The organism is Pseudomonas sp. NPDC096917 (genome assembly GCF_044762555.1).
Lineage (GTDB): Bacteria > Pseudomonadota > Gammaproteobacteria > Pseudomonadales > Pseudomonadaceae > Aquipseudomonas.
The window spans coordinates 211,453-231,474 of sequence record NZ_JBIWEO010000005.1; the positions used below are offsets into that span (position 1 = coordinate 211,453).

Below are 20,022 nucleotides of genomic sequence, written 5' to 3' on the forward strand. Positions count from 1 at the left end.
CCGCCGGGGATCTATTTAAGCTGCGCCAACGCCTGATTCAATAACAGCACGTTAACCACCGGCGGGCCTACCAACGGCTGTTCAATGTGCTTTTGCACCAGTTGTTCAAGCGTTTCTGCGGGCACGTTACGCGCCGATGCAACCCGTGCCAGTTGATAGCGTATTGCCTCTGGTGGCAAGTGCGGGTCCAGCCCGCTGCCCGAGGTGGTCAGCAATGCCAGGGGCACCGGCCCTTGATCAGGCACGGAAAGCTGCGCAGCGCTTTCTTTGACCCGCGCGGCCAAGGCCGGGTTGCTCGGCGCCAGGTTGCTCGCCGAGCTGGCCACCGTGGCGAACGCCCCCGCAGAAGGCCGTGGGTGGAACCAGTTGTCGCCGGTAAAGTCTTGCGCGATCAGCGCCGAGCCCAACACCTGCCCTGCGCTGTCACGCACCAGGCTGCCATTGGCTTGGGCCGGGAACGCGACTTGGGCGATACCGGTCACGACCAGCGGGTAAACCACGCCAGTGATGGCGGTCATCAACAGCATCAGGCTCAGGGCCGGACGTAAAAGAGAAGCCATGATTAATTCCTCCGAAAGCGCTTAAACCAAGTGCAACGCGGTGAGCAGCATGTCGATCAGTTTGATGCCGATAAATGGCACCACCAACCCACCCACGCCATAGATCAGCAAGTTGCGACGCAGCAAGTGCGCGGCACTCGCCGCCTGCACCCTGACCCCGCGCAGGGCCAGCGGAATCAGCACAACGATGATCAGGGCGTTGAACACGATGGCTGACAAGATCGCGCTCTGCGGGCTGTTGAGGTGCATCACGTTGAGCACCCCAAGTTGTGGGTAGACCGAGGCAAACAGCGCGGGCAAGATGGCGAAATACTTGGCCACGTCGTTGGCGATGGAAAAAGTCGTCAGCGCGCCACGAGTCACCAGCAGTTCTTTACCGATTTGCACCACGTCCAACAGCTTGGTCGGGTCGCTGTCGAGGTCGACCATGTTGGCCGCTTCACGCGCCGCCTGAGTACCATCGTTCATCGCCATGCCAACGTCTGCCTGCGCCAGCGCCGGGGCGTCGTTGGCCCCGTCGCCACACATGGCGACTAAACGGCCATCGTTTTGCTCATGGCGAATACGTGCCAGTTTTTTCTCTGGAGTGGCCTCGGCCAACACGTCATCCACGCCTGCTTCGGCGGCAATCGCGGCAGCGGTCAGCGGGTTGTCGCCGGTGACCATCACGGTGCGAATCCCCAGCTTGCGCAACTCGGCAAAACGCTCGCGAATCCCTGGTTTAACGACGTCTTTGAGGTGGATCGCGCCGAGCAGTCGACCTTGGGCACACACCAGCAACGGAGTGCCGCCACTTTGGGCGATTTTGTCGATTTCACGCGACAGCGCGGGCAGCACGTCTGTGCGTTTAAGGCCGACAAACGCCAGCACTGAATCCACCGCGCCTTTGCGATAGATCCGACCGTTATGGTCGATACCCGACAAGCGTGTTTCAGCCGTAAACGGCACTGCGGTGAAGTCAGACGCAGGGGGTTCAGGCAAGGTGTACGCACCGCGAATAAACTCAACGATGGACTTGCCCTCCGCCGTTTCGTCTGCCAGAGAAGCCAGCAACGCGCCTTCGGCCAACTCTTTGGCGCTCACGCCCGCAGAAGCGTACAGCGCGGTGCAGCGACGGTTACCAAACGTGATGGTGCCGGTCTTGTCGAGCATCAGCACATGCACATCACCCGCCGCTTCAACTGCACGACCCGACTTGGCAATCACGTTGAGGCGCACCAGGCGGTCCATGCCCGCGATACCAATGGCTGACAGCAGCCCACCGATGGTGGTCGGAATCAGCGTGACCAGCAGAGCAACCAGAAATACGATCGGCAGGCTGCCACCGGCATAGTAGGCAAAGGGTTGCAGGGTCACGACCACGATCAGGAAGATCAGGGTCAGGCCGATCAACAGAATATCCAGCGCGACTTCGTTCGGGGTTTTCTGCCGTTTGGCGCCCTCGACCAGCGCAATCATTCGGTCCAGTGTCGACTCGCCGGGGTTGGCGCTGATTCGCACCACCAGCCAGTCCGACACCAGTCGCGTATTGCCGGTGACCGCCGAGCGATCACCGCCCGACTCGCGAATCACTGGCGCGGACTCGCCGGTAATCGCCGCTTCGTTGACCGCAGCAATGCCTTCGATCACCTCGCCGTCACCGGGGATCATCTCCCCAGCTTCGACGCGCACCACATCACCTTTGCGCAGCCGGGTGGCCGGGACGATTTCATAACCGCCCGTGGTTGTAAGTCGACGGGCACTCAAGCCCACGCTGCCAGCCTTGAGGCTGTCGGCGCGGGCTTTACCCCGGCCCTCAGCCAGGGCTTCGGCAAAGTTGGCGAACAGCACGGTAAACCACAACCACAGGGCGATTTGTACGGCCACCCCGATGGGCACTGCAGGTTCAGGCATAAAGCACAGGAAGGTGGTGAAAATCGCTGTCAGCTCGACCACCAGCATAACGGGTGAGCGCTTGAGCTGGCGCGGGTCGAGCTTGACGAAGGCTTGCAGCACAGCTGGGCGCCACAGGTCGGCAAAGGCGGTTTTCGGGGATTCGGGCGCCTTGGCTTCAGGCGTCGGTGTCAACTTTGAAACAGGAGCAGGCAGCGTCATGATCGTCTCCTCAGAAGCCCAGAGTCAGTTGTTCAGCGATTGGGCCAAGGGCCAGCGTCGGCAAGAAGCTCAGGCCGCCCACCAGCAAAATGGTCACGGTCAGCAGTGCCACGAATAACGGGCCGTGGGTCGGGAAGGTGTTCTGGCCAATCGGCGCGGTTTTCTTCATCGCCAGACTGCCCGCCAATGCCAGCACCGGCAGGATGTAACCGAAGCGTCCCAGCAACATGCCAAGGCTTAGCATCAGGTTATAGAACGGCGTGTTGCCACTGAGCCCGGCGAACGCCGAACCGTTGTTGGCACTGGCCGAGGTAAAGGCGTACAGGATTTGGCTGAAACCATGGGGCCCTGGGTTACTCACGGCGGCCACCGCGCTCGGCAGCACCGAGGCGATTGCAGCCAGCACCAGAACGCCCACCGGCATCACCAGCAACGTCACCACCAACAGCTGGACTTCTTTGGCTTGCAGTTTTTTGCCGAGGTATTCGGGTGTGCGGCCAATCATCAAACCGGCAAGGAACACCGCAATCAGCACGTTAAGCAACATGCCGTAGAGCCCGGCGCCCACCCCCCCGAAGATCACTTCACCCACCATCATGTTGACCAGCGCGACCATCCCGCTCATCGGGTTGAGGCTGTCGTGCATGCCGTTGACGGAGCCGTTGGAGGCCGCAGTCGTGGTTTCGGCCCACAACACAGTCCCGGTGGTGCCAAAGCGAACTTCCTTGCCTTCCTGCGGGGCGGTTTGTTGAACCAGCGGGCTATTGAGCGTCGGGTTAGGTTGGTACTCGGCGTACAGCGCGGTGCCGCCACCGATCAAGAACAACGCCAGCATACAAGCGATGATGGCTCGGCTCTGGCGCAGGTCTTTGACGTAATGGCCAAAGGTAAACACCAGCGCTACCGGGATCAGAATGATCGACGACAGCTCAAACAGGTTGCTCCAGGCGCTCGGGTTCTCGAACGGGTGCGCCGAGTTCACGCCAAAGAAACCGCCGCCGTTGGTGCCCAGTTGCTTGATCGCAATCTGGCTCGCGGCCGGACCCAGCGGGATCACTTGATCCACGCCTTGCATCGTCACCGCATTCACGTAATGAGCAAAGGTTTGTGGCACGCCCTGCCACACCAGAAACAGCGCCAGCACCAGGCACAGGGGCAGCAAGCCGTAGAGCGTGGCGCGGGTCATGTCGACCCAGAAGTTACCCAGGGTGTGCGCCGAACGACGACCGATCCCACGGCACAACGCGACCAATACCGCCAGACCGGTCGCGGCACTGACGAAGTTTTGCACCGTCAGGCCAGCCATTTGGCTGAAGTAGCTGAGCGAGGCTTCACCACTGTAGTTCTGCCAGTTGGTGTTGGTGACAAAACTCACGGCCGTATTGAAGGCCAGGGTCCATTCCTGCCCCGGCAAGTGTTGTGGGTTGAGCGGCAAATACTGCTGAAACAACAGGATCGCAAACAACATCACAAAGCCTGCGAGGTTAAAGGCCAGCAAAGCCAATGTGTATTTCTGCCAGCTTTGTTCACTGCTCGGGTCAACCCCGGCGACGCGATAACAGAGCTTTTCGACAGGGCCCAGTACGGGCGTCAGCCAGGTACGCTGGCCTTCCATCACCTTGTAGTAAAAGCGCCCCAGCCACGGTGCTGGCAATAACACCAGAGCGAAGAAGGCCAGAATCAGCGCATAGTCATAACTGTGCATATCCGCTCCTAGTTCCGATCGGCGCGCAACAGCGCAACCAGCAGATAAACGAACAGCCCTACTGCTAGCAGCAGGGACACCCCATCCAGAACGCCCATGACAACTCTCCCAAGGCGGCATGTGCCGCGTGTAGGAAGAGTGTGTGCAATGTGCGCGTAAAGGATCGAGATCGAGCGGGATGCGGGGGCGTAAAGAAGGTGTAAAAAGGCAGCAGGCCTTTTAATCAGGGTGCAGCGCTAGGATCCCGAATAGACAGAACCAAACGCGCACCCGTCGTCAGATGCTCAATGTCGACTATTACCCCGGTACGACGCAATTGTGGGTGCGTACGCAAATTCGAAGGGCTCGGTTCACGACTGATCGGTGGGGTCGAATCTCTAGAGCTTGATGAAGGTGTTGAGCGACCAGAACCTCCCGACTGCTGGGCGACGTCAGTTGCCACTTGTCTGCGTTGCCCTCGAGATCGCGGTGGAACGTGGGCTTGCCGTTGAAATGGATGTCGGCCTGGCAGCGGAACTGGAGCTGGAGCTGGCCCCGGAACTGCAACTGGCCGCGAAACCGGACGAACAATAGCCATGGGCAAACCTTCCCTCACAAGTCCGTCAGGTAGGGGGCGCATCGCACGGCCCGCTTGGGTGTTTAAAGCTACTGGGGTTGAAACTGCCGGTATTAACGTGCTTGCAATCGACTGACTTGATCGAGAAACGGGTGATGTACTACCACCGGTTGGCAGCATTAACACAGAGAGGACATATTTCCACACATAGCCCGTTGAGTCCTCTCGATTCAGCGGATCCCCCGAGCAGTACGCATACGCATTGATGCCGCCCCCCTCAAAAGGACTCAAGCTGTCCGGACTGTTAAACCGCATCAGCACAGGGTTATAAGCCCTGTAACCGTTGCCCAATAAATAATGCCCGCTCGCGGGGTCTGGGCGTTCGCCATTAAAGCCAAGCAACGTACTAAGACCACTGAAAATCGAACGCTGCCCATAGGGGCTGTAGCCCTGACGAGTTTCTTGATCAGACCCTAGGGTCTGTTCCCGTTTCATTGCAGCCGCGACGAAGGCCCACGTGGGCCTTCGTCCCTAGGGGCCTCGTGTCAAATTTAGCCAGGCTGTGTTGCAGAGCTTGAGAAGGGAACAACCATTCCCTTCGCTCTGCGCCTTGCCTGGCTGAATTTGACCCAGCGACGCGGCTTGCAATGAAACGGAAACAGACCCTAGTACTGAACGCTGTAAATCCGTTATCAGTAAGTGCGAACTCGTGTTATCGCGCTGCGCCAACAACTGATCCGCGCACTGAAACACGCAACGGGTGCCATCGCCTTGAATTTCAGTGGCCAGGCGCTGACTTTGATAAAAGCGCTGCAAGGGTGGCTCGCTGGCCAGCACAGAGCTGAACAGCCGGTCCAATGGGTCGTAGGTGTACCGAACTGGAGAAATGGCCATGACTGCACTCTGCCTGCAAACAAAGAGTCATTCTCAACCCCATAAGCCTGACTGGGTACCTGTCAAATCTGATAGGTAAACGCTGCAATCAGCGCAACAACGGGCTGTCCAGCACTTCAGACGATCCATCCAATACGCTTTCGCTGATCTGGATAAACGACTGGGTATTGACCTTGTCCAAGCGCATCAACGCCCGGCTCACGTCATCCAGCGAACGTTTGTTGTGGGTTTGCAGGCGAATTTCGCGGTCCAGCGCCTGCAGCAAGGTGGCAGCACGTGCCACCATCGCCGGGCTGACTTGCGCGCCGCGTAAATGGATGACGCCTTTACCCAAAGCGTTAAGCCTGTGCTGCAAGGTCTGGTAACGCTCGTCGCTCATGCCACCGGCACGGCGCAGCAACTCGATGGCGTAATACTCACTCACACCTTTAACAATCCAATCATGGCCCGGTTCAGCATTAATGCCGGCAAACACTTGCACGACTTCTCGCAACAACGGGCTACTGCCACTTTCGCTGACCAGCGGCAGGCCGCTGTAAAGATAAATCGAGTTGTGGTCTGCCGTACTGCCTTTCCACATCGGGCTGGCCGCTCCCACGATCAATATTTTGGGTGGGTTGCGCGGGAACACAGCTTGCACTTGCGGCCACGCAAACGTCAGCAAAGTGATGACATCCATGCGGTGCATGCCCTGCCCTTTTGGCGCCGAAACGGTCACTTCGGTTTCACCCAAGGTGGTGCGTCGGGTACCTAGCGAACCCGCGAGCATCCAACCCGTAGGCCGGTCAAACACCCGTGAAGCGTCGTCGATACGAAAGCGGTTCTTGCCGATACGCGGCCACGCAGTCTCAACACTGTTCCAGCCCTTGGGCAACTCGAACTCAAGCCGCGAGACCAACTCGGTACCGTCTTGTTGATCGAGGCTCGCCGGCGGGACCAACTGTTCACCGCGAAACAAGGCCCACGTCGGGGTCATGAGGGTGTCGTAGCTGCCATTTTTGAGCGGGTGGTTCAAACGCACGCGGTAACTGAGGCTGGCCTTGCCCGGCCCCGGGTACCACAGGCCACGACTGTGCTCGGGGTCAGGGGTCAATTGCCAATGCCCGTCAGCCTTGAAATCGCTGAAATTGCCGGGAACACCCAGGTCGAAATCCAGGCTGCGCACCGCAGAACCTTCAGCCAGCGTGACACGCACCTGCGCCTGATCGCTCTGCGGCAACAGGTGCACGTGGTAATCCAGATCAACCTTTTTGGCTGCCCACAGCGAGCCGCTGACGATTAATAGCAGCACGCCCAGAGGCCATTTATAACCCAGCGGCATACACACTCCTTGCCACCGCTCCGGCATTCAGCCAGCGCGGAAAATCAAATGATCTTCCCAGTCTTCTTCTGGCACGCTGCCTTCGGCCAGCATGCGCCCTGATTGTGAAATTCGTTCGTGGTGCACCGCCTCCGGATCACCGCAGACCAAATGGTGCCAGAGCGGCAAGTCCTTGCGCTCGCTGACCAGACGGTAACCGCAGGTGGGCGGCAGCCATTTGAACGCTTCGGCCTTGCCGGGCGACAACTGAACACAGTCCGGAACGCTGTCGCGCCGATTTGGGTAGTCGGTGCACTGACAGGTTTTGAGGTCGAGCAATTTGCAGGCAATGCGCGTGTAGTAGACGCTGTTATCGTCTTCATCCTCGAGCTTTTGCAGGCAACACAGGCCACAGCCGTCGCACAGCGACTCCCATTCCTCTTGATCGAGTTGATCGAGGGTTTTGCGGATCCAGAAGGGTTTAACGATTGCGGCCATGGCTCGAACATCAACATCAGGGAGTGGAAAAGGCCGCCAGTCTAGTGCCCAAGTCCTCGTGGGCCAAGCGCTTGTGACTGACGGTGTAACAGGACTTGTCACCTTGAGGGCATGACAGTAGCTTTGCGCTTGGTCAAATCAACTCAGGAAACTTGAATGCCAACCTCCCACCGCATTGCCGAACACGCGATTCATGAGCAGTTCACCCAACGCTGGTCGCCGCGCGCCTTTACCGACGCCAGCATCGACAAACCCACCCTGCTGAGCTTTTTCGAAGCCGCTCGCTGGGCGCCGTCGGCTTACAACGCGCAACCTTGGCGCTTTCTGTTCGCGCTGCGCGGTACACCCGAATTCGATCGCTACTTGAACCTGCTGATTGAGTTCAACCAGGGTTGGGCCAAGCACGCTGCCGCGCTGGTGGTGATTGTGTCGAAGACGACGTTCGCAGCTGCGGGCAGCACTGAAGAAAAACCGGCCCCCACCCATGCTTTCGACACGGGTGCTGCCTGGGCTCACTTGGCATTGCAAGCTCACTTGAGCGGCTGGCACACCCATGGCATGAGCGGCCTGGATTTCGAACGTGCACGCCAAGAGCTGAAGATCCCTGAGGGTTATCAGGTTCAGGCGATGGTTGCTATCGGCAAGCTGGGCGACAAGGCAAGTTTGGTGGATTATCTGCAAGCCAAGGAAGTGCCCAGCCAGCGTGAGCCCTTAAGCAAGCTGGTGGCGGAGGGTGATTTTAGTTTGTAAGCGTCAATCCCCGCGCGCGAGCTTGCCTTGCGATCTTTGGATGTTTGAAAGATCGTGAGCAAGCTTGCTCATACCGTTGGCTGGGCGCCGTTATCGAGCGCTAACAACCAAACGGCTGTCAGTAGCCGCGCTCGAAGTCCACTTCGCCCCTTAAAGGCTCGCCCGCCTGGTACGCCCGCAGGTTGTCGATAAACAGTTGCACCATCATGGGTGGCGAGGTCGGCGCTGAGCTGTGGCCAGTCAGCAGCAGGCCCCAGGCAGTCCAGAACGGGTGCTTGGCCGGTAACGGCTCTTGCCGGCAAACGTCAATGATCGCCCCTGCCAAATGGCCCTGACGCAAGGCTTCAACCAGGTCAGCATCGACCACGGCCACACCACGCCCGGCATTGATGAAGACGCCGTTGGGGTTGAACTGCGCAAACAGTTCGGCATCGTACAGGTCGTGGGTTTCAGGGGTGTTGGGCAGCAAGTTGATCACGTAATCCATCTGGGCGACCAAACGCGGCAGATCGCTCAAGACCGCAACTTCTTTGAACGGTGCTTGCTCGCGCGCAGCACTGGCAATGGCGTACAACTCAACCCCGAACGGTTGCAGAAACTGCGCCACGGTCTGGCCAATGTCGCCTGCACCGACGATCAAGACTTTGCGCCCGACCAGACTCTGGCCCGTGCGGTTGTCCCATTTGCGTTCGACTTGGCTGACCAGGCGCGCCATGACTTCACGTTCATGACCGAGCATGTAGGTCAGCACGTATTCGGCCATGACTTGGCCAAAAATGCCGACAGCACGGCTCAAGCGGTATTCACGCCCCAGCCCTTCAGCCAATAGCGGGGTGATACCCGCCCAGGTCGATTGCAGCCATTGCGGCTTATGCCCTTGGCGCAACAGAGTGGCCATCAGGTCCGGTTGGCCCAGCCACACGGGGCAGTCAGAGGCCAATTCGGCCAATGTCGCTGAGTCGCCGCTGGTGTGCACTTCCAGCTCCGGCGCTGCTTGCTGCAAGAGTTGGGCGTATAGAGCGTAATCGTGCTCGGCAATCAGGACGCGCATGCTTGTAACCTTCTAAAACCGCTGCCAGTGCCCATCGCTCGGGTTTGCCCCGCTGCGTTCAGCCACCGTCAATCAAATGGAGTCTATGGAGACAGGCGCCCGGAGCCGGGCACCTGGCACTGCCTTTACATCGGGTCGTTACGACGCAACAGCTCTTCGGGCAAGTGCTCGATGTATTCGTCTTCAGCGGGGGGCATTTGCAGGTGGTAGCCCTGGGTCTCAAGGTTTTCCAGAACCTTGACGATGTCTTCCCGATTGAGCTTGCGCTCTGGGGTCAGGACCAGGTCAAACGCGTGAATGGGCTTGCCAAATGCCAGCATCAGGGTCTCTGGCACACGCTCCAATGCATCGGACTTGAGCACGTAGAGGTACATTTCGTTGCGTTTGGTGCTGCGATAGATCGAGCAAATACGTTTCAAGACTGTTCTCCAGCATCGGCCAGGCAATCGAGCAATGCCTGGCCCATCAACTCACGGCGCCAGCCGCGCAGTGAATCGGGTAATTGATAAGGGCCATCGGGGAAGCCGCTTTTGAGCAGGGCTTCCAGGGTTTTCTTGCGCAGCATCAGCTCTGGCGCAATGTTCAGACGCTCGGCTTCGGCCTGGCCTACGGCGCGCAGGCGTTTAATCAACAAGGCGGCCTCCACCGGCAACGGCTCAGGCACGGCAGGTGGCCATTGTTCCGGCGCCAGGCTGCTCGCACGCTTGATCAGATCGAGCAGAAACTCGCCATCCTGACGCACGGTACGTGGGTGCATGTCTTCGATACGCGCCAGCGATACCAGGTTATCGGGCTGCGTTTTGGCCAATGGCCACAGCGCATGTTCACGAATGACGCGATTGCGCGGCAGGTCGCGAGCACGGGCTTGCTGCTCACGCCAGGCGCAGATTTCACGCAATACCGCGAGTTGGCCACGAGACAGTTTCCAGGCCAGTTTGGCCTCGCGATACACCTCGTACGGGTCAACTTCGCGGCGCAGGTTGGCCACCAGCTCGGCGCCATCTTCAAGCACCCAATTGTACTTTTCATCCGACAGGCGCGGACGCAGTTGCACATAGACTTCCGCCAGATGTTGAGCATCTTCGGCGGCGTAACTGACCTGCGTTTCGGACAGCGGGCGTTGCAACCAGTCGGAGCGGGTTTCACCTTTTGGCAAGTCGAGGTCGAGCACCTCTTTGACCAGTCGCGAATACCCCATGGAGAAACCCAGGTTCAGGTAGGCCGCTGCCAGTTGAGTGTCGAACAGAGGTGCTGGCAGACTGCCAGTCAGGCGCAACAGGACTTCCAGATCTTCACTGCACGCGTGCAGCACTTTGACCACTGCCGGGTTTTCCAGCAGGGCGGCCAGCGGCTGCCAGTTGTCGATGGTCAAGGGGTCAATCAGGTACGCCCGTTCGCCATCGCCAATTTGAATCAGGCCGGCAATCGGGTAGAAGGTATCGACCCGCATAAATTCGGTGTCGAGGGCGACGAATGGCAAGTGCTGCCATTGGGCACAATGTTGGCCGAGGCTATCGTTGTCGCAAATCCAGTGAATATCGATGGCCACACGGCTCTCCCTTGAAGAATGGCGCGCAGTATATATCGGCGCCAGGTGTTTCCGGACACTGACTCACGATCTTGGCGACGAAAAAGCCTACGCAATTACAAGCAATGACCTTCACCACTGACGCTATTTATTGTCGCTATTATCCCGACTGGCATGACCGAGAGCCTTGCGGGACCTTATATAGCGGTCGCTGCAATGACCGCACAGACATCGTTAGCCACTATGACGTGACAAGGTAATCAGACGTTTTACCCCTTTTATAAGAATAGAGACTGCCCCGTATGAGCATTACCCGAAAACTGTCCGCCGTTGCAGTCTCTGTGCTGGCCCTGGGGACATTTACCCACGCGGCTCAGGCTGAGAACATGCCCTTCGATCAAGAAGCCCGCGTGCAGCAAGCCGCTCAGACTGTGATGCAGCAGTACGCGATTCCCGGCCTGGTAATTGGCATCAGCAACAACGGCCGGCAGCACTTCTACAGCTTCGGTGTCGCATCAAAAACCACACAGACCCGTGTCACGCCCGACACGCTGTTTGAAATAGGCTCGATCAGTAAGTTGTTCACTGCCACGTTAGCCGCCTATGCCCAGGTCAAAGGCCTGCTGTCATTCTCAGACCCGGTCAGTGACTACCTGGCGCAGTACAAAGGCAGCGCATTTGGCCAGGTCACACTCCTGCAGCTGGCCACCCACACGGCGGGAGGCTTCCCGTTGCAAGTGCCTGACGACGTGCAGAACAAAGATCAATTGCAGGTCTACCTCAGCGGCTGGCAGCCGACCTATGCGCCCGGCACTCAACGAAGCTATGCCAACCCCAGCATCGGCATGCTGGGCGTAATTACGGCCAGCAGCATGAAGCAGACGTTTTCAGACGCCCTGCAAAAAATCTTGTTCCCGGCGCTGGGCCTGGACAACAGCTATCTGCAAGTACCGGACAACAAATGGCCGCTGTATGCCCAGGGCTATAACAAACAGGATGAGGCCGTGCGGCTCAACCCCGGCGTCTTGGCCGACGAAGCCTATGGCGTGAAAACCAGCGCTCGCGACCTGCTTGATTTTGCGCAACTGAACATGGGGTTCGGCAAGGTTGAAGCCGATCTGCAACGGGCCATTACCCTCACTCACACAGGCTACTTCCAGATTGGGCCCATGACTCAAGACCTGATCTGGGAGCAATACCCCTACCCGGTCACCCTGGAGCATCTGCTGGAAGGTAACGCTGACCGCATGGCCTACGAGAGCAACAAGGCGGTTGCCCTGAACCCGGCGTTGCCACCCCGGCAAGCGGTATGGCTCAACAAAACCGGATCAACTTCGGGCTTTGGCAGCTATATCGCGTTAGTGCCCGCAAAAAAACAGGCGGTGGTGATAATGGCCAACAAGAACTACCCCAACAGCGCTCGCATTGAACTGGCTTACACGATTTTCAAAGCGCTGCATTAAGCGCCCTTGCGCAACACATAAATGCTGCCTTGCGCACCGCCGGGCAGCACGTCGTAGTGCTTGAGAATGCTGAAACCGGCCTCTGCGAACTGCCCTTCTATCTCCTGTTTGCTGATCACGATCCGCGGGCTGCCGAGCTGGAGCGAGGGGCGCCCCACGCACACCGACATGATCAAACTGTCGCGGCTCACTCGGTAAAACTCACGCAAGAGCATTAGCCGATGTTCGCTGTCGCCGACATGGTGAAACAGCTGCATGCAAAAGATGCTGTCCACGGCGTTCTCGGACAATTCGATGGAAAACACCGAGCTTTTAAACAGCGTGATCCGCTTCAGCAGGCTGGCCGGGTGATGCGTCTGGGCATGATCGAGCATGCCTTGCGAAGAGTCAGCGGCCAGAATGACCCGATTAGCGTGCTCGGCCAGCAGTGGCCAAAAGCGTCCGGCGCCGCAGGCAACATCCAGCACCAAACCCGGCTCACCCGCGACTTTAAGCGCTCGGCGCACGAGTCGTTGTTCACGCCACAGGGCCAAACGCTGGGCGAGCCCTTGAGGCCGAGCTGCGCGACAGGACTGTGCGTGTTCGCGGTCGTAGCGTTCGGCGAACTCTAGCTCAATGGTGGAAGGTGGCTGCAACGACATGGCCCGCTGACTCTTGTGTTTATGATATTCGACACAAAGATTAACGGGCTGCCAGTGAAAAAATTGTCAGAAAAGTATGAAAACCAATGAGATTGCTTAAACCTCGGGTGGAGATGATCCGGTCTGGATTGGGTGCCTATCCGTTACTCGGCATGCCCGCCGGCAGACGTGGCAACGGGGCGTCCACAGCGACAGAGCGAACGCAGCCCCTGTAGCGAGCTTGCGTTAAAAGATCGCAGCCTGCGCCAGCTCCCACAGGTGACTATCACGCTTGCTGCAAGTACCAGCGCCAGTCTTGTTCGCCAACTTCGCCCATGAATTGACGGTACTCGCCATTTTTCACGGCCAGGTAGACCTTCAGGAATTCAGGTCCGAAGGCTTCTTTGGCCCATTCAGAGCCTTGCAGCGCGCGTAAGGTGGTCAACCAGTCTGTTGGCAGCATTTCTGTGGCTTGGGCGTAGCCGTTGCCTTCGATCGGTGCTCCCGGGTCGCGTTGTTCACGAATGCCGCGATGGATGCCCGCCAGAATCGCCGCAGCCGCCAGGTAGGGGTTGGCATCGGCCCCGCAAATCCGGTGTTCGATATGCCGCGAATAGGCTGGCCCACCTGGCACGCGCAAGCTGACGGTGCGGTTGTCGACGCCCCATGTCGCGGCCAGCGGTGCGTAACTGTTGCTCTGGAAACGACGGTATGAGTTGGCGTTCGGGCAAAACATCAGTAATGAATCCAGCAGGGTGCTGAGCATGCCACCCACCGCCTGTTTAAGCAGCGGCGTGCCTTGCGGCGCTTCGCTGGCGAACAGGTTATTGCCCTGCTTGTCGGCCAGGCTCACGTGCATGTGCATCCCGGTGCCCGCCAAGTCATCGAAGGGCTTGGCCATAAAACAGGCGATCATCCCGTGTTTATGCGCCACGCCTTTTACCAAGCGCTTGTAACGCACCGCTTCGTCCATGGCTTGCAAGGCATCGCTACGATGTTCAAGGGTGATCTCAACCTGCCCCGGCGCGTATTCGGAGATCGCCGTGCGCGCCGGAATCCCTTGCAGTTTGCAGGCGCTGTACAGATCAGCCAAAAACGGTTCGATTTGCTCAAGTTCGCGCAGCCCATAGACTTGCGTCGCACGGGGACGCTGGCCATCGGCATCACGCGCCGGTTGAGGGCGACCGTTGCTGTCACGCTGCTGGTCGAGCAAGTAGAACTCCAGTTCAGCAGCCATCACCGGGTAGTAGCCATCGGCCTTGAGGCCGTCAATGACCTTGGCCAGCAAGTGCCGAGGATCGGCCACCGTGGCGGGCATGCCTTGTTGCGGGTGCATGCTGACTTGTACCGCCGCTGTCGGGATCAAGCGCCATGGCATGCGCTGCAAGCTACCGCTGATGGGATAGGCCCGGCAGTCGATGTCGCCCACGTCCCACACCAGCCCGGTGTTTTCGATGTCATCGCCATTGATGCTCAGACCCAGAATCGTGCTGGGCAGCGGCCGCCCACTGTCATAGACCGCTATCAGCTCATCGCGGTGCAGCAACTTGCCCCGTGGAACGCCATTGTTATCGATGATGAACAGCTCAAACATCTCGATATCGGGATTCAGCTCCAGAAAGTCCAGGGCTTCTTGCAGGGGGGCAAACGCGGTCGTGGCACTCATGGGAATTACTCGTCATTGCGTATCAGGCAGGCGCACAGGCGCCCCATGTGGCTGCTACCCCTCAAGGGCGCAGGCATTCAAGATTTAACGGGCAATTCGAGTATCCGGCGGGCGGGCATGACGGCAGTGAAACAAGGCCCAAAAGGCCAATTTGGAAGGGAGTGTGCAACGGCTGGCATGTAACGGGGCAAAATGACCTAAACCCACGCCACGCAATACGGGAGTCTGCGACACATGGCGTCGTTGCATCTCACCGCGTAAACACCCCATACCTTCGACCTTGGTCAACACTGAGCCCCTAGCCTCACACGACTGGATGCTCAGATGCAACACAGCGTTTCAGACTTTTAGTTATGAACTGACTAAACATTTCGAACGCCCGACGCCACACACCCTCCACGCGCCCCTGATACGGCTCGGCCAGATCCAGATCAAAGGCTTGATGGCATCGACGATGCAAGATGAATACATCTTCATCGAACGTTTTAAAAAACGGCAAGGTCGGATGCAGTGACTATTCTGCTTGGGCATCGGGTTGCGACAGGCAACACATTGATTCCACGCCATCTTTTTTCTTATTTTTCGAGGTGTCTTCCATGTCCAGAACTGTGGCTGATTTCATGACCGAGACGTTGCAGCAAGCCGGCGTCAAGCGTGTGTATGGCGTGGTCGGCGACTCCTTGAACGGCTTCACGGACTCGCTGCGCCGCCAGGAGCAGATCAAGTGGATTCACATGCGCAACGAAGAGGCCGCCGCTTTTGCCGCAGGCGCTGAGGCGCATTTAACGGGTGAACTGGCGGTGTGTGCCGGCAGTTGCGGCCCCGGCAACCTGCATTTGATCAACGGTCTGTTCGACGCCCATCGCAGCGGTGTGCCGGTGCTGGCCTTGGCAGCGCATATCCCGGGCAGCGAAATCGGCATTGATTACTTTCAGGCCACGCACCCCGAAAGTCTGTTCAAGGAGTGCAGCCATTACGTAGAGCTGGTGTCGCGGCCCGAGCAATTGCCGCAGATCCTGGAACGCGCCATGCGTGTCGCCATCGCCAAGCGCGGTGTGGCAGTGGTCGTGATCCCCGGCGATGTGGCGCTGCAAGCCACCGAGGCCAAGGTGCCAAACTGGCTCACGCCCACCCAGCCGCTGATTCGTCCAAGCGACAGCGACATTGATGAGCTGGCATCCTTTCTCAATGACGGTAAAAAAGTCACCCTGCTGTGCGGCGCCGGGTGCGCGGATGCCCACACCGAAATTCTGGCCCTGGCCGAGCGCCTGAATGCACCCATCGTGCATGCGTTGCGGGGCAAGGAGCATGTGGAGTACGACAACCCGTATGACGTCGGCATGACCGGGCTGATCGGCTTTGCGTCGGGGTATTTGGCCATGAAGAACTGCGACACGTTACTGATGCTTGGCACTAACTTTCCGTATCGCCAGTTCTACCCCGAGCATGGCCACATTGCTCAAATCGACCTGCGCTCTGAAGCACTGGGCAATCGCTGTGGCCTGGAGTTAGGGCTCATCGGTGATGTGAAACTGACGTTGCAGGCCGTGCTGCCCAAGCTGGCGCAAAACCCCGAACGCGACCACCTGGATTCAGCCCTCAAGGATTACAAAAAAGCTCGGGAAGACCTCGACGCTCTGGCAGAAAGCGGACCTGACAGCTCAATCATTCACCCGCAGTACCTTAACCGTCTGGTCAGCGAACTGGCCGATGAAGACGCTATTTTCACCTGTGACGTCGGCACGCCCACCGCGTGGGCCGCGCGCTATCTGAAAATGAACGGCCAGCGACGCCTGATCGGCTCGTTTAACCACGGCTCAATGGCCAACGCCATGCTGCAAGCCATCGGCGCGCAAGCCACTTTCCCGTATCGCCAGGTTATTTCAATGTCTGGCGACGGCGGTTTCACCATGATGATGGGCGATTTTTTGACCCTGAATCAGGTGGGGTTGCCGGTCAAAGTCATTGTGCTGAACAACGGCACACTGGGCTTTGTCGAGATGGAAATGAAGGCTGCAGGCTTCCCCGATGTTGGCTGTGACCTGAACAACCCAAACTTTGCCGCGATGGCCGAAGCGATGGGGGTCAAGGGTATTCGCGTCGAGCACCCGTCCGAGCTGGAAGCGGCCTTGCGTGAAGCCTTTAGCCATGACGGCCCGGTGCTGGTCGACGTGGTCAGCGCCCGCCAGGAACTGGTGATGCCACCCACCAAGACCTTTGAGCAAGCCAAGGGCTTTAGCCTGTTTATGCTCAAAACAGTGATGGATGGCCGAGCCCGCGAGTTGATTGATTTAGCCAAGGTCAATCTGCTGCGCTAACCGTAACGCTGTGCCAACGAGCTCGCTCGCGATCGTCTAACGCTCATAAGATCGCGAGCAAGCTCGCTCCTACAGTTAACTGATGGCATGCGTTAGGTACTCCAAGGGCTTCGCAGCAGATTGAAACCATTTCCTTCGGGGGCCTTGAGGAACGCCGGGTTCTGGCGCATCGGCCTTAATTGCTCGTAGGCGTATGCCATGGCGATTAATTCGCTGTCACTGCCATGCGCGCCATAAAAATATAAACCCGTGGGCAAACCCTTCGTATCCATACCGTTAGGCAGCGTAATAGTGGGGTAGCCCACTATCGGAATAATACTGGCAACGATGGAAGCGGGAATATCGATAACAGCATCGACTGCATATCGGCTGACCGTGCGATCCAACTCTTGTTTATGGAAGGTATAGATCGTTCGCCATAACTCGTCATAGCGATGTTGCTCAAACCCCGTTGCCTGCGCCAATTGTATAAGTTGCTGGTTGTAGTATTTATGTTCCGGCTGTTGTTCATTGAATTCAATCAACTGTGCCAGATCACGCACGGCAATATCTTCGCGACTTGCAAGATAGGCGTTTACGGCAAGATTGAACTCCATGGCCATAAATCCGAAGTAAGTATCAAAATGCCTTTGGGGGTGTGGAAGCGGCACCAGCGTTGCGCCCGCCTCTCGCAGAACGGCGAGTGCTTGCACAAAGTCCGGGTTGTTTTCCCAGTCGGCGGAACCTGGTACAAAACGATCTGAGTAACCGATACGCTTGTGTTGCAACGCTCGCGGGTCGAGAGCGGCGGTGAAGTCTTGTGGCGTATCCAGCATCACGCCCAGCAATGCGGCGGCGTCCGAGACGTTACGCGCGATAGCGCCCACAGTGTCCTGCTTGGCCGATAACGTCACGACACCCGCCGTATCGATTATCCCGCGGCTTGGCTTGATCCCCACCACGCCACTGGCAAACGCCGGGCAATTGATCGAGCCGTTGGTTTCGGTACCGACCGAAAGAGGCACCAACCCCGCCGCCACGCTCACCGCAGAGCCAGAGCTGGAACCACAGGGGTCGGCCTGCAAAACATGCGGGTTCAAGGTTTGACCGCCTCGACCACTCCAGCCATTAGGGACGTTGGTGCCGCGAAACCCCATCCATTCACTCATGTTAGCTTTACCCAGAATGATGGCCCCGGCTTCGCGCAGCTTGCGCACCACGTCAGCGTCTTGCCCCACTGGCCTGCCTACCAGGGCCCGCGAGCCGGCCGAGGTTTGCAGGGGGTCGTCGGTGCTGATGTTGTCTTTGAGCAACACCGGAATCCCATGCAATGGGCCGCGCAACGCCCCTTTCAATCGTTCTTCATCTCGCTGGGCGGCAATGGCCAATGCCTCGCCATTGAGCTCAACGACGGCATTGATAGTGGGCCCCTGCTTATCCAGGGTGTCTATGCGTTGCAGCAGATACTGCACTAACTCGACCGAGGTCAATGTGTTATTGGCCATATCAGCAGACAGCTGGCTGACCGTTTTATATTCGAGCCCCGCCCGTTGCATGAGGGCTGCGTGGAGGTCGCTTTGATTGTTAGCACGGGCCAACACTGCGCCAGATGCAAGTAAAGCCCAGTTAAATACCAGCACAATAGTTAACCAGGCCTGTTTTTTATTCGATTCCATAAATTAGCCGCTCATCCATAGAGATACATTAAGGCTGTGATACTCAAAGCCTAGTGCACGCAGAACGAACGGCCGGCCCATGGACTTCGCAAAGTTGTAAGTCGATAAAACACAACATCCTGCCGTTGAGCATGACACTGCGGACTTAAAAAACACTCCGATAGATCGCCTCGACTTGTTGCTCGTCCATGTCGCGCGGGTTGCTGTCGATCAAGCGCCGAATCCCCACCACGACATCTGAGGCCATGACAGCGAGTGATGCTTGATCCACTTTCAAGTCTGATAGCTTCAGTTCCAGACCGCTGTCGCGCACCAGGCTTTCAATGGCCTGCACGAAGGCTAAGGCGGCGCTGGCCTCGTCCTCGAAATGCTCACCCGGTAACAAATGCGCGGCCAATTCGGCGTATTGGCGCTGCGCGTTGAGCAGGTTGAAGCGAATCACCGGGGCCATGACCAAGGCGTTGGCGTGCCCGTGAGGAATGTGGAAACGGGCCCCCAGCGGATAAGCCAGCGCGTGAATCGCGGCTACGGAGGCGTTGACGAATGCCATGCCCGCCATCAACGAACCTTGCAGCATGGCAGTACGGGCTTCGAGGTCTTTGCCATCCGCCAAAACCTTGCGCAAGTTGGCGCCGAGCAAGGCCAGTGCCGCGCAGGCCAAACCATCTGAAATCGGGTTTTTACGCGTACGACTGGTGTACGCCTCAATGGCGTGAACCATGGCGTCCAGCCCCGTGGCAGCCGTGACCTTCGGCGGCAGGCCAAGGGTCAGCTGCGGGTCGAGTACAGCCACATCCGGCAGCAGCTGTGGCGAGTACACCGCCTGTTTTTTATTCTGCGGGTCGGTGATCACCGACACCCAGGTGACTTCCGAGCCGGTGCCCGAGGTGGTCGGCATCAGCACCAGCGGCGCGCGTTGCCCAAGGGCTTTATCGGTGCCGTATAAGTCGTGCAGCGGTTGCTCGCTGTTGATCAACAGCGCGACCAGTTTGGCGGCGTCCAGCGAGCTGCCGCCGCCCAGCCCCAATACGCCATCGGCCTTAAATGCCCGCGCTTGACTCGCGGCGTGCTCAACCACGGTTGATGACGGGTCGGGGGTCACTTGATCAAACACCGCCACTTCACAACCGGACGCTTCAAGCACCGCTTGAGCCCGACCGGCAAACCCCAGGCTGACGATGCCCGGATCGCACACCACGATCACTCGCTGCGCGCCCAAGCCTCTAAAGACATAGCCAATTTCTTGCAGTGCCCCGGCCTCGCAGATAATGCGCGGCACACTCCTGAATTCCTGGTTCATCGCTGACTCCTGTTGACGGATGAAAATGGGTAGGAGCGAGCTTGCCTGACGATTTTTTGATCGT

At 58.4% G+C, this 20,022-nt stretch carries 16 protein-coding genes and 1 pseudogene; 3 read left to right on the forward strand and 14 right to left on the reverse strand.

Annotation, left to right across the window (positions count from 1 at the left end; all coding sequences use genetic code 11):
• Nucleotides 1-11 precede the first annotated feature (11 nt).
• The 7 genes and pseudogenes from kdpC to ACIQYF_RS08185 form a co-directional block, all read right to left on the reverse strand.
• Nucleotides 12-560 carry a potassium-transporting ATPase subunit KdpC gene (gene kdpC / locus ACIQYF_RS08155; RefSeq protein WP_402859258.1) on the reverse strand — a complete coding sequence of 183 codons (549 nt, stop codon included), beginning with the start codon at nt 558-560 and terminating at the stop codon, nt 12-14.
• Nucleotides 561-581: 21 nt separating this feature from the next.
• Nucleotides 582-2,654, reverse strand: a complete 2,073-nt coding sequence (gene kdpB, locus ACIQYF_RS08160; RefSeq protein ID WP_402859261.1) for a potassium-transporting ATPase subunit KdpB — start codon at nt 2,652-2,654, stop codon at nt 582-584.
• 10 nt (nt 2,655-2,664) lie between these two features.
• Nucleotides 2,665-4,359 carry a potassium-transporting ATPase subunit KdpA gene (gene kdpA, locus ACIQYF_RS08165; protein ID WP_402859264.1) on the reverse strand — a complete coding sequence of 565 codons (1,695 nt, stop codon included), beginning with the start codon at nt 4,357-4,359 and terminating at the stop codon, nt 2,665-2,667.
• A gap of 8 nt (nt 4,360-4,367) precedes the next feature.
• Nucleotides 4,368-4,457, reverse strand: a complete 90-nt coding sequence (gene kdpF, locus ACIQYF_RS08170; protein ID WP_003446770.1) for a K(+)-transporting ATPase subunit F — start codon at nt 4,455-4,457, stop codon at nt 4,368-4,370.
• A gap of 662 nt (nt 4,458-5,119) precedes the next feature.
• A pseudogene (locus tag ACIQYF_RS08175) lies at nt 5,120-5,368 on the reverse strand (RHS repeat-associated core domain-containing protein); the annotation flags it as partial.
• Nucleotides 5,369-5,897: 529 nt separating this feature from the next.
• Nucleotides 5,898-7,130, reverse strand: a complete 1,233-nt coding sequence (locus ACIQYF_RS08180) for a hypothetical protein (protein WP_402859268.1) — start codon at nt 7,128-7,130, stop codon at nt 5,898-5,900.
• Between the two features lie 27 nt (nt 7,131-7,157).
• Entirely contained in the window at nt 7,158-7,607 is a 450-nt protein-coding gene (locus ACIQYF_RS08185; protein ID WP_402859271.1) for a YcgN family cysteine cluster protein, read from the reverse strand.
• A gap of 156 nt (nt 7,608-7,763) precedes the next feature.
• Between ACIQYF_RS08185 and ACIQYF_RS08190 the strand changes: the two genes are divergently transcribed.
• Nucleotides 7,764-8,357, forward strand: a complete 594-nt coding sequence (locus ACIQYF_RS08190) for a nitroreductase family protein (protein WP_402859274.1) — start codon at nt 7,764-7,766, stop codon at nt 8,355-8,357.
• 118 nt (nt 8,358-8,475) lie between these two features.
• Here the strand turns inward: ACIQYF_RS08190 and ACIQYF_RS08195 are convergent, their stop codons facing one another.
• The 3 genes from ACIQYF_RS08195 to rnd all read right to left on the reverse strand — a co-directional run bounded on the left by ACIQYF_RS08195 (nt 8,476) and on the right by rnd (nt 10,957).
• Nucleotides 8,476-9,408 (reverse strand): D-2-hydroxyacid dehydrogenase, encoded by a 933-nt coding sequence (locus ACIQYF_RS08195; RefSeq protein ID WP_402859277.1) that lies wholly within the window; start codon nt 9,406-9,408, stop codon nt 8,476-8,478.
• A gap of 125 nt (nt 9,409-9,533) precedes the next feature.
• A complete protein-coding gene (locus ACIQYF_RS08200; protein WP_402859280.1) occupies nt 9,534-9,827 on the reverse strand; it encodes a YcgL domain-containing protein in 294 nt (97 codons plus the stop codon).
• Nucleotides 9,824-10,957, reverse strand: coding sequence for a ribonuclease D (rnd, locus tag ACIQYF_RS08205; protein ID WP_402859283.1), 1,134 nt, complete (start codon nt 10,955-10,957; stop codon nt 9,824-9,826). The genes ACIQYF_RS08200 and rnd overlap by 4 nt, the downstream gene beginning before the upstream one ends.
• 281 nt (nt 10,958-11,238) lie before the next feature.
• Here rnd and ampC point away from each other — a divergent pair, with 281 nt between their 5' ends.
• Nucleotides 11,239-12,399, forward strand: a complete 1,161-nt coding sequence (gene ampC / locus ACIQYF_RS08210) for a class C beta-lactamase (RefSeq protein WP_402859286.1) — start codon at nt 11,239-11,241, stop codon at nt 12,397-12,399.
• Here ampC and ACIQYF_RS08215 read toward each other — a convergent pair.
• Nucleotides 12,396-13,040 carry a class I SAM-dependent methyltransferase gene (locus ACIQYF_RS08215; protein ID WP_402859289.1) on the reverse strand — a complete coding sequence of 215 codons (645 nt, stop codon included), beginning with the start codon at nt 13,038-13,040 and terminating at the stop codon, nt 12,396-12,398. The genes ampC and ACIQYF_RS08215 overlap by 4 nt on opposite strands.
• 265 nt (nt 13,041-13,305) lie before the next feature.
• Complete coding sequence (locus ACIQYF_RS08220) at nt 13,306-14,685, reverse strand: glutamine synthetase family protein (RefSeq protein ID WP_402859292.1); 1,380 nt, start codon at nt 14,683-14,685, stop codon at nt 13,306-13,308.
• Between the two features lie 596 nt (nt 14,686-15,281).
• On the opposite strand from ACIQYF_RS08220, the gene poxB reads away from it, so the two are divergent.
• Nucleotides 15,282-17,003, forward strand: a complete 1,722-nt coding sequence (poxB, locus tag ACIQYF_RS08225) for a ubiquinone-dependent pyruvate dehydrogenase (RefSeq protein WP_402859295.1) — start codon at nt 15,282-15,284, stop codon at nt 17,001-17,003.
• A gap of 92 nt (nt 17,004-17,095) precedes the next feature.
• On the opposite strand, the gene ACIQYF_RS08230 is transcribed toward poxB, so the two are convergent.
• Both ACIQYF_RS08230 and ACIQYF_RS08235 read right to left on the reverse strand, forming a co-directional pair.
• Nucleotides 17,096-18,658 carry an amidase family protein gene (locus ACIQYF_RS08230; protein ID WP_402859298.1) on the reverse strand — a complete coding sequence of 521 codons (1,563 nt, stop codon included), beginning with the start codon at nt 18,656-18,658 and terminating at the stop codon, nt 17,096-17,098.
• Between the two features lie 145 nt (nt 18,659-18,803).
• A complete protein-coding gene (locus ACIQYF_RS08235) occupies nt 18,804-19,958 on the reverse strand; it encodes an iron-containing alcohol dehydrogenase (RefSeq protein WP_402859301.1) in 1,155 nt (384 codons plus the stop codon).
• Nucleotides 19,959-20,022: the final 64 nt, after the last annotated feature.